The sequence below is a fragment of the Herbaspirillum lusitanum genome, assembly GCF_046025995.1.
In the GTDB taxonomy this organism is placed as follows: domain Bacteria; phylum Pseudomonadota; class Gammaproteobacteria; order Burkholderiales; family Burkholderiaceae_D; genus Herbaspirillum; species Herbaspirillum lusitanum_A.
The window spans coordinates 217,167-233,932 of sequence record NZ_JAQQFM010000008.1 but is presented as its reverse complement, the minus strand read 5'-3'; the positions used below and the strand labels follow the sequence as shown (position 1 = coordinate 233,932).

At 60.1% G+C, this 16,766-nt stretch carries 13 protein-coding genes; 6 read left to right on the top strand and 7 right to left on the bottom strand.

Annotated features, from left to right (window positions below):
• Positions 1–95 precede the first annotated feature (95 nt).
• Both PQR62_RS19030 and ylqF read left to right on the top strand, forming a co-directional pair.
• A complete protein-coding gene (locus PQR62_RS19030; RefSeq protein WP_408159705.1) occupies positions 96–1,445 on the top strand; it encodes an MFS transporter in 1,350 nt (449 codons plus the stop codon).
• Positions 1,446–1,619: 174 nt separating this feature from the next.
• Positions 1,620–2,591 carry a ribosome biogenesis GTPase YlqF gene (gene ylqF, locus PQR62_RS19025; RefSeq protein ID WP_408159580.1) on the top strand — a complete coding sequence of 324 codons (972 nt, stop codon included), beginning with the start codon at positions 1,620–1,622 and terminating at the stop codon, positions 2,589–2,591.
• 119 nt (positions 2,592–2,710) lie between these two features.
• On the opposite strand, the gene PQR62_RS19020 is transcribed toward ylqF, so the two are convergent.
• The 3 genes from PQR62_RS19020 to PQR62_RS19010 form a co-directional block, all read right to left on the bottom strand.
• Positions 2,711–3,511: a MetQ/NlpA family ABC transporter substrate-binding protein gene (locus tag PQR62_RS19020; RefSeq protein ID WP_408159579.1), complete on the bottom strand. Its 801-nt coding sequence runs from the start codon at positions 3,509–3,511 to the stop codon at positions 2,711–2,713.
• Between the two features lie 155 nt (positions 3,512–3,666).
• On the bottom strand, positions 3,667–4,320 hold the full coding sequence (locus PQR62_RS19015; RefSeq protein ID WP_408159578.1) for a methionine ABC transporter permease: 654 nt from the start codon (positions 4,318–4,320) through the stop codon (positions 3,667–3,669).
• Positions 4,310–5,371, bottom strand: coding sequence for a methionine ABC transporter ATP-binding protein (locus PQR62_RS19010; RefSeq protein ID WP_408159577.1), 1,062 nt, complete (start codon positions 5,369–5,371; stop codon positions 4,310–4,312). The genes PQR62_RS19015 and PQR62_RS19010 overlap by 11 nt, the downstream gene beginning before the upstream one ends.
• A gap of 526 nt (positions 5,372–5,897) precedes the next feature.
• On the opposite strand from PQR62_RS19010, the gene PQR62_RS19005 reads away from it, so the two are divergent.
• A complete protein-coding gene (locus tag PQR62_RS19005) occupies positions 5,898–6,314 on the top strand; it encodes a DUF4148 domain-containing protein (RefSeq protein ID WP_408159576.1) in 417 nt (138 codons plus the stop codon).
• 932 nt (positions 6,315–7,246) lie between these two features.
• On the top strand, positions 7,247–8,560 hold the full coding sequence (locus PQR62_RS19000; protein WP_408159575.1) for an MFS transporter: 1,314 nt from the start codon (positions 7,247–7,249) through the stop codon (positions 8,558–8,560).
• Positions 8,561–8,687: 127 nt separating this feature from the next.
• Here PQR62_RS19000 and PQR62_RS18995 read toward each other — a convergent pair whose 3' ends face one another.
• Both PQR62_RS18995 and PQR62_RS18990 read right to left on the bottom strand, forming a co-directional pair.
• Entirely contained in the window at positions 8,688–10,040 is a 1,353-nt protein-coding gene (locus PQR62_RS18995) for a class-II fumarase/aspartase family protein (protein ID WP_408159574.1), read from the bottom strand.
• A gap of 280 nt (positions 10,041–10,320) precedes the next feature.
• Complete coding sequence (locus PQR62_RS18990) at positions 10,321–11,040, bottom strand: GntR family transcriptional regulator (RefSeq protein WP_408159573.1); 720 nt, start codon at positions 11,038–11,040, stop codon at positions 10,321–10,323.
• A gap of 305 nt (positions 11,041–11,345) precedes the next feature.
• Here PQR62_RS18990 and PQR62_RS18985 point away from each other — a divergent pair, with 305 nt between their 5' ends.
• Both PQR62_RS18985 and PQR62_RS18980 read left to right on the top strand, forming a co-directional pair.
• On the top strand, positions 11,346–12,686 hold the full coding sequence (locus tag PQR62_RS18985) for a cation:dicarboxylate symporter family transporter (protein ID WP_408159572.1): 1,341 nt from the start codon (positions 11,346–11,348) through the stop codon (positions 12,684–12,686).
• Positions 12,687–12,740: 54 nt separating this feature from the next.
• A complete protein-coding gene (locus PQR62_RS18980) occupies positions 12,741–13,910 on the top strand; it encodes an enolase C-terminal domain-like protein (RefSeq protein WP_408159571.1) in 1,170 nt (389 codons plus the stop codon).
• Between the two features lie 118 nt (positions 13,911–14,028).
• On the opposite strand, the gene groL is transcribed toward PQR62_RS18980, so the two are convergent.
• Together groL and groES are read right to left on the bottom strand one after the other, a co-directional pair.
• Complete coding sequence (gene groL, locus PQR62_RS18975) at positions 14,029–15,681, bottom strand: chaperonin GroEL (RefSeq protein ID WP_408159570.1); 1,653 nt, start codon at positions 15,679–15,681, stop codon at positions 14,029–14,031.
• 159 nt (positions 15,682–15,840) lie between these two features.
• Positions 15,841–16,131: a co-chaperone GroES gene (groES, locus tag PQR62_RS18970; protein WP_408159569.1), complete on the bottom strand. Its 291-nt coding sequence runs from the start codon at positions 16,129–16,131 to the stop codon at positions 15,841–15,843.
• Positions 16,132–16,766: the final 635 nt, after the last annotated feature.

The following is a 16,766-nucleotide window of genomic DNA, read 5'->3' as shown; positions in this document are numbered from 1 at the left end:
CGGCCGCAGCTTCAGCGGCAGCTCATCCAGCCGCGCAGTCGGCGGCCAGCGCCGTGTCCGCACAGGCCGCACAGGCCGCGCCAAGCGGCGCCGGCATGCTGCCGCTGGTGGCGCTGGCCATCGGTTTCGTCATGGCGATGCTGGACGTCACGGTGGTCAATGTCGGCCTCTCCTCCATCGAACACAGTCTGGCGGCGCCGCTGACCATGCTGGTGTGGGTCGTCGACGGCTACACGCTGACCTTCGCCGCGATGCTGCTGGTGGGCGGCGCGCTGGCCGACCGCTACGGCGCCAAACGCATCTATCTGCTGGGGCTGCTGTTGTTCGTGATCGCCTCGGCGCTGTGCGGCATGGCGCCCAACGGCGTCACGCTGGTGGCGGCGCGCCTGCTGCAAGGGCTGGGCGCGGCCTTGTTCATGCCCAGTTCGCTCAGCCTGCTGACGCACGTTTATCAGGACGACAAGGTGCGCGCTCATATGCTGGGCGTGTGGTCGGCCACGGTCGGCGTGGCTGCGGCGGTCGGGCCGCTGGTCGGCGGCGTGCTGATTCACTGGTTCGGCTGGCGCAGCGTGTTCCTGATCAACGTGCCGGTAGGCCTGATCGGCCTGTTCATGGCGCGTTCGCTGATCCCGCAGGTGGCGCGCCATGCCCGCGCGCTGACCCTGTTCAGTCATTTGCTGGGCGTGGTGATGCTGGCGGCGCTGAGCTTTGCGCTGATTCAGGGGCCGGCCTATGGCTGGGGTTCCGCCCGCATCCTCTCGGCGTTTGCGCTGGCGCTGGTCGCCATGGGTTCTCTGGTCTGGCGCGAAAAGCGCGGCACCGCGCCGCTGCTGCCGCGCGCCTTGTTTGCCACGCCGCAGTTCGCAGCCGCCAACGGCATCGGTTTTCTGATCAATTTCGGTGTCTACGGCCAGTTGTTCTATCTGGCGCTGTTTCTGCAGCAGGGGCGCGGTACCGATGCCTTGCAGACCGGCGTGCAATTGCTGCCGATGATGGCGGTGATCTTCATCGGCAATCTCACCTCGGGCCGCATGAGCGCGCATTGGGGTCCACGCGTGCCTTTGCTGCTGGGCTTGTCGGTGGCGGCCACGTTTGCACTGCTGCAGACCAGCCTGACGCCACACACGCCTTACTGGCTGCTGGCGCTGATCAGCGCGGCCGCGAATCTGGGCATCAGCACGGCGATTCCGGCCATGACGGTGGTGGTGATGCAGGTCGCCGGGCGTACGCATTCCAACAGCGCCGCCGCTGCGCTCAATGCCAATCGTCAGATCGGTGCGCTGGTCGGGGTGGCGGTGATGGGTGCGATTCTGCACAGTTTCGATAGCTGGGGCGTGCGCAATCCGCTGGCTTTCGGCAGCATGGCGCTGGTCTATGCGCTGGCCTTGTGGCTGGTGTGGCGCTACGTGGCGGCGCAAAAGGCGCTGGCGCTGAAGACTGCCTGATCAGGATTCTGGCGATGCAAATCAGGGGCCGGCCGCTGCGCCGGCCTTTTTGCATGGAAAGGCGGGTGGCAAGCGCAGGCGCCACAATAGCGTCGTCAACGTAGCGATTTTTGGCGGAGCGCAGCCCGGAGGCCGTAAAATACGGGCCTTATCCGTCAAAAACGAAGAATGAGCATGTCCATACAGTGGTTCCCGGGGCATATGAACGCCGCGCGCAAGAAGGCGGCGGAAGCCATGGAAAAGGTCGACCTCGTGATCGAGGTAGTCGATGCGCGCTTGCCGCAGGCCAGCTGCAACCCGATGATCGAGCAGTTGCGCAAGCATCGCCAGCGGCCTTGCCTCAAGATTCTGAACAAGAGCGATCTGGCCGATCCGGCCGCAACCCAGGCCTGGCTGGCGCATTACAACAGCCAGAAAGGCGTGAAAGCGGTGGCCCTGAGCTGCAAGAAGCCCAGCGACGTGGTGCGGGTGCCCAAGTTTGCGCTGGAACTGGCGCCGCATCGCGGCACCGTGCTCAAGCCGCTGCGCATGATGATCATGGGCATTCCCAACGTCGGCAAATCGACGCTGATGAATGCGCTACTGAAAAAACGCGTGGCCGCCGTCGGCGATGAGCCGGCCGTGACCAAATCGCAGCAGCGCCTGTATCTCGGCAACAACATGGTGCTGACCGATACGCCGGGCATGCTGTGGCCCAAGATCGAACACCCAAGCGATGGCCTGATGCTGGCCGCCAGCCACGCGGTCGGCGTGAATGCGCTGATCGAAGATGAAGTCGCCACCTTTCTGGCCGACCTGCTGCTGCAGCGCAACTATGCATCGCTGCTGGAAGCGCGCTACGGCTTCAAGACCGAAGGCATGGACGGCGTGTCGGTGATAGAGGGCGTGGCCGCCAAGCGCGGTTTCCGTCTCAAGGGCGGCGACTACGATTTCGAAAAAGCCTCGCACATCTTTTTGCAGGATTACCGTACCGGTGCGCTGGGACGCATCTCGCTGGAAACCCCGCAGTCGCGCATCGAGCTGCTGGCGACGTATCAGGAAACCGATAATCCGGATGCGCTGAAGGAAGAGGACGAAGACGACGACAGCGGTTATGACGAGGACGACTGGCGCAATCAGGGCGATCCGCGCGAGCGGCGCGACTGAGTCTTGGCGACGACGCTTCATTCCCGATCACTCCCCATAAAAAAAGCCCGCATCGAGCAAACGATGCGGGCTTTTTCAATGCCGGCGCCGCCATCGGCAGCGCCATCATCAACTCAGGCTTACCAGGAAGTAATCACCGAGTTCTTGTACTTTTCGATCACGAACTTCTTCACTTCCGGGCTATGGTAAGCCTTGACCAGCTTGGCCACCCATGGCTTGTCCTTGTCGGCGATACGCACCGCCAGAACGTTGGCGTAAGGGCCGGTCGATGCTTCGACGGCGATCGCATCCTTGGTCGGCGACAGGCCGGCCGATTCAGCGAAGTTGCCGTTGATCACAGCAGCTTCGAAGTCATCCAGCGAACGCGGCAGTTGCGCTGCGTCCAGTTCGACGATCTTGATCTTCTTTGGGTTGTCGATCACGTCCAGCGGCGTAGCCTTCAGACCGGCATCGGCCTTCAGCTTGATCAGACCTTGTGCCTGCAGCACCAGCAGCGCGCGGCCGCCGTTGGTCGGATCGTTAGGCACGCCGATGCGGCCGCCTTCCTTGACGTCCTTCAGCGACTTGATCTTCTTCGAATACACGCCCATCGGGAACGTGATGGTGGTGCCGACGCTGACCAGCTTGTAGCCGCGGTCCTTGATCTGTGCGTCCAGGTAAGGCTGGTGCTGGTAGCTGTTGGCATCCAGATCGCCGGAGGACAGCGCGACGTTAGGCTGGATGTAGTCGGTGAATTCGACGATCTGCAGTTTCACGCCATCTTTTTCCAGCAGCTTCTTCACTTGTTCCATGATTTCGGCGTGCGGGCCGGCGGTCACGCCGATCTTGATTGGCTTGTCCTGCGCCAGCACCGGCGCGGAGATCAGGCTGGCGGCAACGCCCAGGCCTGCGAAAAACTGGATTAACTGACGACGATTCATGATTTATCTTCCTCTTATCAATGGCAGCTTGTGGCTGCGTTTTTGGTTTGTTGCTTGTGTTGCTTGGCTTGTTGTTGCCGCCGGGCTGCCGTCATTCATTAATTCGCGATGCCGGTGGCTGGCGGCCGTTGGCGTCAGGGACGCCGGATCTCGTTTCAGCGATGGCTGAGGCGCCGCACCAGGACATCGCCCAGCGACTGCACCAGTTGCACGAACACGATCAGGATCAGCACCACCGCCAGCATCACTTCCGGCAGGAAGCGCTGATAGCCGTAGCGGATGCCGAGGTCGCCCAGACCGCCGCCGCCGATCGCGCCGGCCATGGCCGAATAGCCGACCAGGCTGACGAAGGTGATCGTGAGACCGGCGACAATACCAGCAAATGCTTCCGGCACCAAGACCTTGTAAATGATTTGCCAGGTGGTGGCACCCATGGCTTGCGCCGCCTCGACCAGACCGCGATCGACTTCACGCAGGGCCGATTCCACCAGCCGCGCAATGAACGGCGCCGAGGCAATCGTCAGCGGCACGATCGCTGCCGCAGTACCGATTGAAGTGCCGACGAAGAAGCGTGTAAACGGGATCACCGCCACCAGCAGAATGATGAAGGGCGTCGAACGCACGGCGTTGACCAGCAGGCCGGCCACGCGGTTGAACAGGGCGTTCGGCAGGATGCCGTTGCGGTCGGTCAGATGCAGGGCGATGCCCAGCGGGATGCCCAGCACGGCGCCGAGCAGCCCTGAGATGGCGACCATCATCAGGGTTTCGCCGAAGGAGCTGATAAACAGATCGATCAGTTCAGATGACATGGTTCAGCTCCTCCACCACGACGCCTTGTGCGCGCAGATAATTCATTGCGTTGGTAATGTTTTCAGTGGTGCCGTTGGCCAGAATCGCCAGCGAACCGAAAGCCTGGCCCTGGATCTCGTCGATCTGGCCGTGCAGGATGTTGAAGTCCAGGTTGTAGCGGCGCACCGCTTCCGACAGATGCGGCTGATCCACGCCCGAGCCGGTGAAGGCGAAGCGGAACAGATGGTCGGTGCCGGCATTCGGATCGGCCTCGGCTTCCGCCTTGGCCAGCCGCGCGCGCAAACGCTCGACCACGCCCTTGGGCAATTCATGGGCGATCACATCGCCGATCAGGGCGCGCGTCACTTCATGTTGCGGCTGGCGGAATACGTCCAGCACTTCGCCCTGTTCGATTACTTCGCCGCGTTCCATCACCGCTACGCGGTCGCAGATGACCTTGATCACTTCCATCTGGTGCGTGATCAGTACGATGGTCAGACCCAGTTCCTTGTTGATCTTGCGCAGCAGTTCCAGAATCGAACGCGTGGTTTCAGGATCCAGCGCCGAGGTGGCTTCATCCGACAGCAGCACTTTGGGCTCGTTAGCCAGCGCGCGGGCGATGCCGACGCGTTGTTTCTGGCCGCCTGAAATTTGCGCCGGATAGCGGTCCTTCAGCGCGGTCAGACCGACCAGTTCCAGCAGCGGCTCAACCTTCTTGGCGATATCGGCCTTGGACAGGCCGGCCAGCTCCAGCGGCAGCGCGATGTTGTCATACACAGTGCGCGAGGACAGCAGATTGAAGTGCTGGAAAATCATGCCGATGCCGCGTCGCGCTTCGCGCAACTTGTCGGCCGACAGCGTGGTCAGGTCCTGGTTGTCCAGCACGATGCGGCCGGAAGTAGGGCGGTTCAGCAGATTGATGGTGCGCACCAACGTGCTTTTGCCGGCGCCGCTGCGGCCGATGATGCCGAAGACTTCGCCTTTGCGGATCGACAGATTGACATTGCGGACAGCTTCTACACTGCCGCTGGCGCTGTCGAAGCGCTGGGTTACAGCTTGGATTTCGATCATGATGAATGAAGAAATGGCAGCGGGGCTCAATGTTTCTGAACCACGCTGCAGACGCTGAGCGCCGCAGGCGGGAAGAAATCACCAGTCTCCACTGCCATCGATATTTTTTATAAGAAGACGCTATTTTAAGTCGTTCAGGTTATATAGGGAAAACAAATTTTCGCCTATGCATATAACCAGAACGTCTGATAAGCCGCCATGCACGCCGGTTTGCGGCGAATACGCTGATCCGGGCCTGGCTTCGCGCAGCAAGTTTGCAAACTCGGTTTGAGTCTTTCTCATGATCCGGGAAATCGCTTGCCGCCACATTCAATTTGCGCGCCTGCCGCCTGGTGTGTATCAGACTATTTCGTTATAAGAAATAATCAATTTCTTTTTGAGGTATTTTTAAAGTATTTGGCAAGGATTAAAGTTCGTTCCGTGATGTGTAAAGACCGGCCCAAGCAAGCCGCCGGTTGCCATCTCCGGCCTGCCGCGTGCAATGCGCGGCCCGCTGATAACCCTAGCTAATATGAGAAAGCACAAAATGAAAAACCAAACTTTGATGATTGCCCTGCTCCTCGCCGCTACCAGTGGTTCCGTGATGGCCGAAGGCGACGCGACTGCACCCTTCGACTCCGCACCAACTTACACCCAATCCGCCGCGCCCGGCAAAACACGCGCTCAGGTGATTGCCGAACTGAAGCAGGCACGTGCTGAAGGCATGCTCAGCACCGGCGACTACGACTATCCGAAGCAACGTCCTTTCGTCTCCACCAAGACCCGCGCCGATGTCGTCGCCGAACTGAAGCAAGCACAAGCTCAGGGCCTGGCCAATGTCAGCGACGCCGACTATCCGAAGCTGCCGCAAGTGGCATCGACCAAGACTCGCGCCCAGGTGCAGTCCGAGCTGGCGCAATCGCGCAATGGCGTCACTCAGCAAGGTCTGTATAACGGCGCCTGATTGCTTTGTGTGTCGATAGAAGTTGTTTCTGATTGGCCGTCATCAGGTCGGCAAATAAGTCTCGCCATGTCCCGCACCGTTTTCATCGCCGCAAGGAGTGTACGATCAACATCGGTCGCACCGGCGGCGTCGGGCGGGAACAGTGGCGGTTGTGAGGCCGGAAGGCCGTACGGCCGCAGACAGCAGCTCAGGGCGCGCGGTTTGCGCTTGTCGCCTTGAAGATTTTTTATTCGTCCCCCCGAAAAACCAGCTTGCATCTATTCGCGCAGTGCCGACGCCAGCTGTGGCGCAAGCCATGTGCGTGATCCCGGCTTCGGGCGCGGCGGCCCCGGTACATCGCCCGGCATGTGAATATCGGGGCAAGCGTATCGTCGAATATCAGTACCGATTCCATCACTGAAGAGGAGAGCGGGCCGGTTGGATTCGCCACGGAGTTGGCGGGCCGCCGGCGCAGGCCTGAATCGCTTTGTCTGACTGGCGGCAAAGAGAAATAGGGCTCTGAACTCCATAAGCCGATTCAGGCGGGAGCGAGACCGGCAAGGGCAGGCTGAGGCCTGCCCTTGTTGTATGTTTAGCGCGTCATTTGTCATATTGGTGGAATGTCACACCGGGAAATGCATTCAACTCGCAATTTTTGTTGGGTTTTTGCCGTGTTTATGACGAAATTTGAGCAAAATGTTATGATGCCTGCGCTTCTGCGACGGCGCTTAAGATTTCGATCAGGGTTTCAAGCTGCGCCGTTCTGCATGTTTTTGTGTCGCGGCTCCTCAGCCGGCGTTCGCGACACGCGCAGACCCTGACCTTTGCTCTTCTCCGGCCCTCTGGATCCCCCGCACCTCAACAGCAGCAAGCGCAGTCTTCAATGCGCCCGCCCGCCATGCAGGATCGCCAGCGCGGCCGAGCTCATTATTTGATTGTTTCGGATTTTTGCCATGTCTACCTCTTCCGACTACGCGGGTGCGCTCGCCGAGTCCGCTCATCGCCCGCTGACGCGCAGCGACTACAACACCCTCAGTCTGTCCGCCCTCGGCGGCACCCTCGAGTTCTACGACTTCGTCATTTACGTGTTCTTCGCCGCCGTGCTGGGCAAGCTGTTCTTCCCGGTCGACATGCCGGAATGGCTGCGCATGCTGCAGACCTTCGGCATCTTCGCCGCCGGTTATCTGGCGCGCCCGGTGGGCGGCATCATCATTGCGCACTACGGCGACGTGATCGGCCGCAAGCGCATGTTCACGCTCTCGATTTTCCTGATGGCGGTGCCGACGCTGATCATCGGCCTGCTGCCGACCTACGCCAGCATCGGTGCGGCAGCCCCGGTGCTGCTGCTGGTGATGCGCATGCTGCAGGGCGCGGCCATCGGCGGCGAAATGCCGGGCGCCTGGGTGTTCGTGGCCGAACACGTGCCGCCCAATCGCTACGCCTTCGGCGTCGGCGCGCTGACCTCCGGCATCACCGGCGGCATTCTGCTGGGTTCGCTGATGGGCATTCTGATCAATACCGTCTACGACACCCAGGAAGTGGCCGATTTCGCCTGGCGCCTGCCTTTCATCGTCGGCGGCGCCTTCGGTCTGGTCTCGGTGTATCTGCGCCGCTATCTGGAAGAAACCCCGGTGTTCCGCGAGCTGGCCGCGCGTCGCGCTCAAGCCATGGAAATGCCTTTGAAGACCGTGCTGCGTGAACATCGCGCCGCCTGTCTGGTGACGGCGGCGATGACCTGGGCGCTGTCGGGCGCCATCGTGGTGGTGATCCTGATGACGCCGTCCTATCTGCAGACCTGGTACAAGATCCCCGCCAAGCTGGCGATGGAAGCCAACTGCGCCGGCACCTTCATGCTGACGATCGGTTGTCTGGTAGTGGGCTGGGCCTGCGACCGCATCGGCACCCGCGCCGTGATGCTGATCGGCTGGGGCGGCCTCGGTCTGAGCACCTGGTGGTTCTACGGCCAGTTGCCGGGCACCACCGAATCGCTGATCTGGGGTTACGCGCTGGTCGGCTTCTTCGTCGGCAGCATTGCGCTCACGCCTATCGTCTCGACCCGCGCCTTCCCGCCGGCGGTGCGCTTCACCGGCTTGTCCTTCGCCTACAACATGGCCTATGCCGTGTTCGGCGGTCTCACGCCGGTGCTGATTTCGCTGTGGCTCAAGCACGATGTCAAAGGCCCCGGCCATTACGTGCTGGCGCTGTCCATCCTGGGTGTTCTGATGGCCTTCGTGCCGATGAGCAGCAAGGGTTACAAGGCTGCCTGAAGCAAGCTGCATCGTTCATGCAGACATACAAAAAGCCCGCAAGGATCGCTGATCCCTGCGGGCTTTTTTGCGACCGGAACTGGTCCGGTCAGGTTTGTTCAAACCGTGCGCTGCGCCCGTATCAGCTTCAACCCGGCGTAGCTTCGGCCACCTGACGCGCCATCGCCGCGGCGGCGCCAAGATAGTTGGCCGGATCGGTCAGCCGCGCCAGCTTCTCCAGCCCCAGCTTGGCGACGATGTCGGCATTGCGCGACAAGACCGCCAGCAAGGTCTCGCTGTTTTCGATGGCTTCCTTGCAGGCTTCATACACCACGTCATGCGCGTGCTGGCGACCGATGGCCGGGGCCAGTCCCATCATCACCGCCTCGGCCACGATCAGGCCGCCGGTCAGATCGAGATTGCGGCGCATGCGCGGTGCATCGACGCTCAGCCCGCTCAGCATGAAGTGCGCCTGAAACAGCGAGCTGGAGGCCAGCAAAAAGCTCTCCGGCAGGGCGCTCCATTCCAGATGCCAGGGGCCGGTGGCGCGTTCGAAATCCTGCATCAGCGCATCCAGCATCAGGCCGGCGCGTTCGCGCAGCAGCTTGGCGGCGGCGAACATCAGCTCGCTGGAAATCGGATTGCGCTTTTGCGGCATGGTCGAGCTGGCGCCGCGTCCCGGCACGAAGGGTTCGGCCAGTTCGCCGAATTCCGAAGCGCACATCATCATCACGTCCATCGCAATCTTGCCCAATGAACCGCCGATGGCCGCCAGTGTAGTCACGATTTCGGCCAGCCCGTCGCGCGCCACGTGCCAGGTGATCGCCGGATTGCTCAGACCCAGTTCGGCGGCAAAAGCGGCGCGCACCTTCAGACCCTGATCGCCGTCGCCGAGCGAGGCCAGCGTGCCGGCGGCGCCGCCGAATTCAACCATCAGCGCGCGTGGCTTCAATTGCTGCAGGCGTTCGGCATGGCGGTTCAGCGCCGACAGCCACACCGCGCAGCGGAAACCGAAGGTCACCGGCAGCGCATGCTGCAAGTGCGTGCGGCCGGCGGTGACGGTGTCGGCGTGTTCCAGCGCCAGCTTCTTCAGCGCGGAACGGGTGGCGTCGAGTTGCTGTTCGATCAGCGCGATGGCGCGCTTGCACTGGATCATGGTGGCGGTGTCCATGATGTCTTGCGTGGTCGCGCCCCAGTGCACATAGCGGCCGGCTTCGCCGCATTGCTCGCTGAGCTGTTTGACGATGGGCAGAATCGGGTAGCCGACGATCTCGGTTTCCTTGCGCAGTTGTTCCACATCCAGCTTGTCGTAAGCGCTCAGCTCGGTGATCTGCGCGGCGGCTTCGGCCGGAATCACGCCGGTCCTGGCCTGAGCGCGCGCCAGCGCGGTCTCGGCGTCAATGCAGGCGGTGATGTAAGCGCGGTCGTCGAAGATGGTACGCATGGCTTCGGTGCCGAACATGTCGCGGAAAAGGGCAGAATCGAAAACGGTGGTCGCCATAGAAATATCCTGTGTGCAGTGGATTTCGGGAGGTCCGGATGAACTCTGGAATGAAATCCGATTATGTTCGTACTTATAATAAGTTCGGACATAATAACATTCAGCGCACGGATGTCAAATCGTCCGGGCATCGGTTGTTGCGACTGTTGCGACTGTTGCGATTGTTTCGATTGTTGCGCGAACGCGTGCCACCCGTATCAAGCGAATTGATCGGGAGATGCGGGCAAGCGGTGTAAATGTAAGGACGAGTGCAGCGGCGGCGGGCGCTGCTGCTGCTGGTTCAGCGCCGCAGATTGAGCGCGTAGGTAAAACGGTCGGCCGGGAAGATGCTGACGGTGACTTCGAATGCGGTGCCGTGCTGATCCAGATAATGGCGCGTGATTTCCAGCGCATGCTCGCCGGCCGCCACACCCAGCGCTTTCGCCAATGGCGCGGGCACGCCGACGGCGCGGATTTCCTGACGGATTTCAGACACCACGCGACCGTATTTTTCTTCCACCATTTCACAGATCAGGCCAGAGCTCTTGCGCAGCTGGCGGCGGATGCCGCTGGCCACGGCCGGTTCCAGGTAGACATCGGTCCAGCAGATGGGGGCTTCGGTCTTGTCGGGATCGACGCGCAGCAATTCGACCTTGAGCCAGCGCTGGCCATCGTCGCAGCGCAACTGCGCGGCGAGTCCGGCATCGCAGCTCACTTCGCTGATTTCCTGCACATGACGTTCGGTCACCACCGCAAACTGCATCAGGTCTTCCACGCTGGAAATCGACTGTTCAAAAACCTTTTGCGGCTTGAGCGCTTCAATGCGGATGCCGGCGCGTTTGCGGCGTGAGATCAGACCCTGATCCTGCACCAGCTGCAGGGCCGAGCGCACGGTGGAGCGGCTCACGCCGTAATGCGCGGAGAGTTCTATTTCGCTGGGAAGGGTGGCGCCGATGCCGAGCTTGCCCGTGCCAATTTCATCAATCAGTTGTTGGGCCAGTTCTGCGTATCGGGGTTGCATGCGGGTTCCTGCGGGCGGTATGGAGCTGATTTAGCGTTGATCTGGCGTTGGTTCTGTACTGCTTTTGTATGGGCCGGAGGCCGTGCGCCATGGTATCCGCAAGCGCCGGGTTTGCCAAGCAAAGCGGCCGAGGCCGGCTTTGCAGCAGCGCCCGGCGCTGATTTTCGGCGTGTCTGTCGCCACATACGTTGCTGCGCACGCAAGCTGGAGCCTGAAAAAATTAGCGGTTGACGCTGGCGAGGAAAATAAATATAGTCCGTACATATTATAAAGTCCGTACATATTAAGTCAGACTAGGAGTCATCATGGCGGTATCCTCAAACCTCGGCGTAGGCGGTCAGCCTGCGCCATCCCCGCGTCCACAGCTAAAGCCCTGGTATTTCAGACTGGGTTATCAGATCTTCATCGGTATCGCCTTAGGGATCGCGCTCGGTTTCATCGCGCCCAAGATTGCAGTGCCGATGAAAGTGCTGGGCGACATCTTCCTCAATCTGATCAAGACCATCGTCGCGCCGCTGGTGTTTCTGAACGTGGTGCTGGGCATCGCCGCCGCCGGTGATCTCAAGAGCGTGGGGCGGATCGGCTTCAGAGCCCTGATTTACTTTGAGGTGGTGTCGACCATCATCCTGGTGATCAGCATGGTGATCGCCAATTTCTCCGGCGTCGGCAGCAATCTGCACCTGGTCAGCGATGCGGCGCAGGCGGCATCGGCCAATGCCACCTATAGCAAGACGGCGTCAATGTCGTTCTCGCAGTTCTTGCTCAGCATGTTTCCGCACAGCTTCTTCGGCGCCTTTGCCGACGGCGCGCTGCTGCAGATTCTGGTGATCTCCATCCTGTTCGGCGCGGCCTTGCTGGCGCTCAAGCCGGAACAGCGCAAGGGGGCTGAAGCTGCGCTCAACGGCATGTCCGAATGCTTCTTCAAACTCACCGACATCATCATGAAGCTGGCGCCGATCGGCGCCTTTGGTTCCATCGCCTTTGCCATCGGCAACAGCGGCATGGCGGCGATTCTCTCACTCGGCTATCTGCTGCTGGTGATGTACATCACGCTGGCGCTGATGATCGTGGTGGTGATGGGCGTGATCATGCGCATCTACGGTTTCAACATCTTCCTGTTCCTGCGCTACTTCAAGGATGAAATCGTGCTGCTGTTCGCTACGGCTTCTTCCGAGAGCGCCTTGCCGCGCCTGATCGAAAAACTGCAGCGCCTGGGTTGCACCAAGCAGTCGGTGGGGCTGGTGCTGCCGACGGGCTATGCCTTCAATCTGGATGGCACGGCAGTCTACATGTCGCTGTGCGTGCTGTTCCTGGCCAACGCCTACGGCATCGACCTGACCATGGAACATCAGCTCGGCATTCTGGCGCTGATGCTGCTGACTTCCAAGGGTGCGGCGACGGTTTCGGGCGGCACCTTCATCGTGTTCGCCGCGACCGTCACGGCGTCCGGCGTGTTGCCGGTGGAAGGCCTGCCGCTGCTGCTGGGCATCAATCGCCTGACTTCGCAAGCGGTCTGCATCTGCAATGCCATGGGCAATGCAGTGGCCACCATGGTGGTGTCCAAGATCAGCGGCGAGTTCTACCCCGCCGCCATGCGTCAGGAATACAGCCAGGCGCTGGGACGCAGCGAGACCGCCGCGATCTGAACGCACAACTGCATCGCTTCACCTTCATCACTCAATCTTCACCGGACGGGCTCCATGAAAATTACAGACATCCGAGAATTATCCGTGCCGCTGGCCGGCAACGTCGCCAACGCACTGGTCAGTTTTGCCGAGCACAACGTGTCGCTGATCGCAGTCACCAGCGATGTGATCCGCAACGGCAAGCCGCTGATCGGTTACGCCTTCGACTCCATCGGTCGCTTCGCTCAGGGCGGCATTCTGCGCGAGCGTCTGATTCCGCGCGTACTGCGGGCGGAGCCGGAATCCTTGCTGGCCGATGGCGGTGAGCTGTTCGATCCGTCCAGGGTCTTGCAGGTCGCCCTGCGCAATGAAAAGCCGGGCGGACACGGCGACCGCGCTGCGGCTGCAGCAGCCCTTGAGCTGGCATTCTGGGATCTGAACGCCAAGATCAACGACGAGCCGGCGCATGTCACCATCGCCCGTCAGTTCGGTTGCACAGGCAAGGCGCAGGGCATCGACGTGTATGCCGCCGGCGGTTACTACTATGCCGACGAAAATGCCGGCACGCTGAAGCAGGAGCTGGAGTCGTATCAGCGCATGGGTTTCAGCGCCTTCAAGATGAAGATCGGCGGCGCTTCGCTGAGCACCGATGTGGCGCGCATCGAGTCGGCGCTGACCGTGGTCAATGGCGACGGCAAGCGTCTGGCGGTGGATGCCAACGGCCGCTTCGATCTCAATACCGCGCTGGACTATGCGCGTGCGATCGCACCTTTCGGTCTGCGCTGGTATGAAGAAATCGGCGACCCGCTGGACTACGATCTGAACCGCCGCGTGGCCGAGGTATATGCCGGCCCGATTGCCACCGGCGAGAATCTGTTCTCGGCGCCGGATATCAAGAATCTCGCCTTGTTTGGCGGCATGCGCGCCGGCAAAGATATTTTCCAGATGGATCCCGGCCTCAGCTACGGCCTGACCGAATTCGGCCGCATGATCGCGGTGCTGGAGCAGCACGGCTTTGATCGAGCGCAGGTCTATCCGCACGGCGGCCATCTGATCAATCTGCACATCGCGGTCGGGCTGGAGCTGGGCGGCTGCGAAGCCTATCCGGGCGTGTTCCAGCCGTTCGGCGGTTATCCGCTCGAATGCGCGCTGGAAAACAGCTCGGTGCGGCCGACGGATGCTGCCGGCTTCGGTCTGGAGCAAAAGGCGGAGCTCAAGCCCTGGCTGGAAAAACTCACGGCCTGATTCAGAATGAGCTGAGCGCATAAAAAAAGCCCGCAAGGATCAATCTCCTTGCGGGCTTTTTTGTGCTTTGGTCGACCTACCGATGCGCGAGTCACCGGTAGTGACGGATAAGCGGCTATTACATCATGCCGTCCATACCGCCCATGCCGCCCATACCACCCATGCCGCCTGGCATACCGCCGGCTGCCTTGTCTTCCGGCAGTTCAGCGATCATTGCGTCGGTGGTCAGGATCAGGCCAGCTACCGATGCTGCGTTTTGCAGCGCCGAGCGGGTAACCTTGGCTGGATCCAGCACGCCCAGTTCAACCAGGTCGCCGTAGGTGCCGTTGGCTGCGTTGTAACCGTAGTTACCCGAACCTGCCAGCACTGCATTGATCACGACCGAAGGCTCATCGCCTGCGTTGAACACGATCTGACGCAGTGGTTCTTCGATAGCGCGCAGAACGATCTTGATGCCGGCTTCCTGATCGGCGTTGTCGCCCTTCAGGTTCTTGACGTTGGCGCGAGCGCGCAGCAGGGCAACGCCGCCGCCTGGCACAACACCTTCTTCAACCGCAGCGCGGGTAGCGTGCAGAGCATCTTCAACGCGTGCTTTCTTTTCCTTCATTTCGACTTCAGTAGCAGCGCCGACCTTGATCAGTGCCACACCGCCAGCCAGCTTAGCGACGCGTTCTTGCAGTTTTTCACGGTCGTAGTCCGAAGTTGCTTCTTCGATCTGAGCGCGGATTTGCTTGACGCGTGCTTCGATGGAGATTGCTTCGCCGGCGCCGTCGATGATGGTGGTGTTTTCCTTGCCGATTTCAACGCGCATTGCCTGGCCCAGTTCTGCCAGAGTTGCTTTTTCCAGTGTCAGGCCGACTTCTTCAGCGATCACTTGACCACCGGTCAGGATAGCGATGTCTTCCAGCATGGCCTTGCGACGGTCGCCGAAACCAGGAGCCTTGACAGCTGCAGTCTTCAGGATGCCGCGGATGTTGTTCACCACCAGAGTTGCCAGTGCTTCGCCTTCGACATCTTCAGCGATGATCAGCAGTGGACGGCCGGCCTTGGCGACTTGTTCCAGGATAGGCAGCAGGTCACGGATGTTCGAAACCTTCTTGTCGAACAGCAGGATGAACGGGTTTTCCAGCGCAACAACTTGCTTCTCTTGGTTGTTGATGAAGTACGGCGACAGGTAGCCGCGGTCGAATTGCATACCTTCGACGATGTCCAGTTCGTTTTCCAGCGACTTGCCGTCTTCCACGGTGATGACGCCTTCTTTGCCGACCTTGTCCATTGCCTTGGCAATGATGTCGCCGATATCGGAATCGGAGTTAGCCGAGATCGAACCGACCTGAGCGATTTCCTTGCTGGTGGTGGTTGGCTTCGCCAGGTTCTTCACTTCAGCGACGATGGCGGTGACAGCCTTGTCGATACCGCGCTTCAGATCAGTTGGGTTGAAACCGGCCGCCACGTACTTGAAGCCTTCGCGAACGATCGCTTGAGCCAGCACGGTTGCGGTAGTTGTACCGTCGCCTGCGTTGTCGGAAGTCTTGGAAGCAACTTCTTTAACCAGTTGCGCACCCATGTTTTCCAGCTTGTCTTTCAGTTCGATTTCCTTGGCGACCGAGACACCGTCCTTGGTCACTGTCGGCGCGCCGAAGCTGCGTTCCAGAACCACGTTACGGCCCTTGGGACCCAGGGTGACCTTGACTGCGTTCGCCAGGATGTTCACGCCGTTGACGATTTTTGCACGTGCGTCATCACCGAAAATTACTTGTTTTGCTGCCATGTTGGATTCTCCAGAAATTCGATTGAATTTGTTCCGATTGTGTCTGCCCCGATCAGAACGGGGCGGACACACAATTCGCTAATGCACCAGCTTTCGCATTCCGGTCGCCGCTCAAGCGCTTTCTATTAAGAAGAGAGCGCGGCGGTCGGCCGGAGCCGATTACTTCTCGACAACAGCGAACAGATCTTCTTCGCGCATGACCAGCAGTTCCTGGCCATCGATCTTGACTGCCTGACCGGAGTATTTGCCGAACAGAACGCGATCACCGACCTTGACGGCCAGTTGACGAACCTTGCCATCGTCCAGGATCTTGCCGTTGCCGACTGCCAGGATTTCACCTTGATCTGGCTTTTCAGTCGCTGCATCAGGCAGAACGATACCGGAAGCGGTTTTGGTTTCTTGGTCGAGACGCTTGACGATAACGCGATCGTGCAAAGGACGAAGATTCATAAGAACTCCTTAAATTTCAATAAGTTATCAATTATTGCGGCAAGGGCTGCAACGGTTTCTTCAACTACGCAGCAACCGTTAAAGTGCCGCATGGAAAAAGTGGTCGGCCAGAGGTTGTTAGCACTCCCTCTTGGTGAGTGCTAAGTATAGGGACGACCTATGGATTTTTCAAGGGGAGGATTTTGGCGAATGCGGACACGATTGCTGTCAGAATTTATTAAGTCTGAATTTTTATCACTTAACTCTAAATTTTCTGATCCAAATCTGACATTTTCATGTGGAAATTATTTCTTCCATACCAATAGGCATGCTTGCTTGCATCTACTTTGGCAATCCATCCTGAGTGCTGATTTGCTTGCAGAACTGACTCTCTCCAATTGCGCCACGCTGCCAGCGTTCAGGGAAGGCCGCGACTTAGGCATACAACCTTTGGCGGCGGCATGGAGAACATACTGGGCGCCGTCGCATCCGGTGGTGCTTTTCCGTTGCAAGGAATCGAACATTTGGTGAATGGCTGCAACAGCTCTGGACGCATCAGAATGGGCTGGGCACACCGGTGGAAAAGGAGACGAGCACCACTGTCCATAACCACTACGACGACAACGCCCACCAGCGAAGCACTCAAGCTCACGACG

Coding starts and splice junctions, on each gene's coding strand:
- groL (WP_408159570.1), bottom strand. CDS start 15,681: ATGGCAGCAAAACAAGTAATTTTCGGTGATGACGCACGTGCAAAAATC.
- PQR62_RS19015 (WP_408159578.1), bottom strand. CDS start 4,320: ATGTCATCTGAACTGATCGATCTGTTTATCAGCTCCTTCGGCGAAACC.
- PQR62_RS19020 (WP_408159579.1), bottom strand. CDS start 3,511: ATGAATCGTCGTCAGTTAATCCAGTTTTTCGCAGGCCTGGGCGTTGCC.
- PQR62_RS19000 (WP_408159575.1), top strand. CDS start 7,247: ATGTCTACCTCTTCCGACTACGCGGGTGCGCTCGCCGAGTCCGCTCAT.
- PQR62_RS18985 (WP_408159572.1), top strand. CDS start 11,346: ATGGCGGTATCCTCAAACCTCGGCGTAGGCGGTCAGCCTGCGCCATCC.
- PQR62_RS18995 (WP_408159574.1), bottom strand. CDS start 10,040: ATGGCGACCACCGTTTTCGATTCTGCCCTTTTCCGCGACATGTTCGGC.
- PQR62_RS19030 (WP_408159705.1), top strand. CDS start 96: ATGCTGCCGCTGGTGGCGCTGGCCATCGGTTTCGTCATGGCGATGCTG.
- PQR62_RS19005 (WP_408159576.1), top strand. CDS start 5,898: ATGAAAAACCAAACTTTGATGATTGCCCTGCTCCTCGCCGCTACCAGT.
- PQR62_RS18990 (WP_408159573.1), bottom strand. CDS start 11,040: ATGCAACCCCGATACGCAGAACTGGCCCAACAACTGATTGATGAAATT.
- ylqF (WP_408159580.1), top strand. CDS start 1,620: ATGTCCATACAGTGGTTCCCGGGGCATATGAACGCCGCGCGCAAGAAG.
- PQR62_RS18980 (WP_408159571.1), top strand. CDS start 12,741: ATGAAAATTACAGACATCCGAGAATTATCCGTGCCGCTGGCCGGCAAC.
- PQR62_RS19010 (WP_408159577.1), bottom strand. CDS start 5,371: ATGATCGAAATCCAAGCTGTAACCCAGCGCTTCGACAGCGCCAGCGGC.
- groES (WP_408159569.1), bottom strand. CDS start 16,131: ATGAATCTTCGTCCTTTGCACGATCGCGTTATCGTCAAGCGTCTCGAC.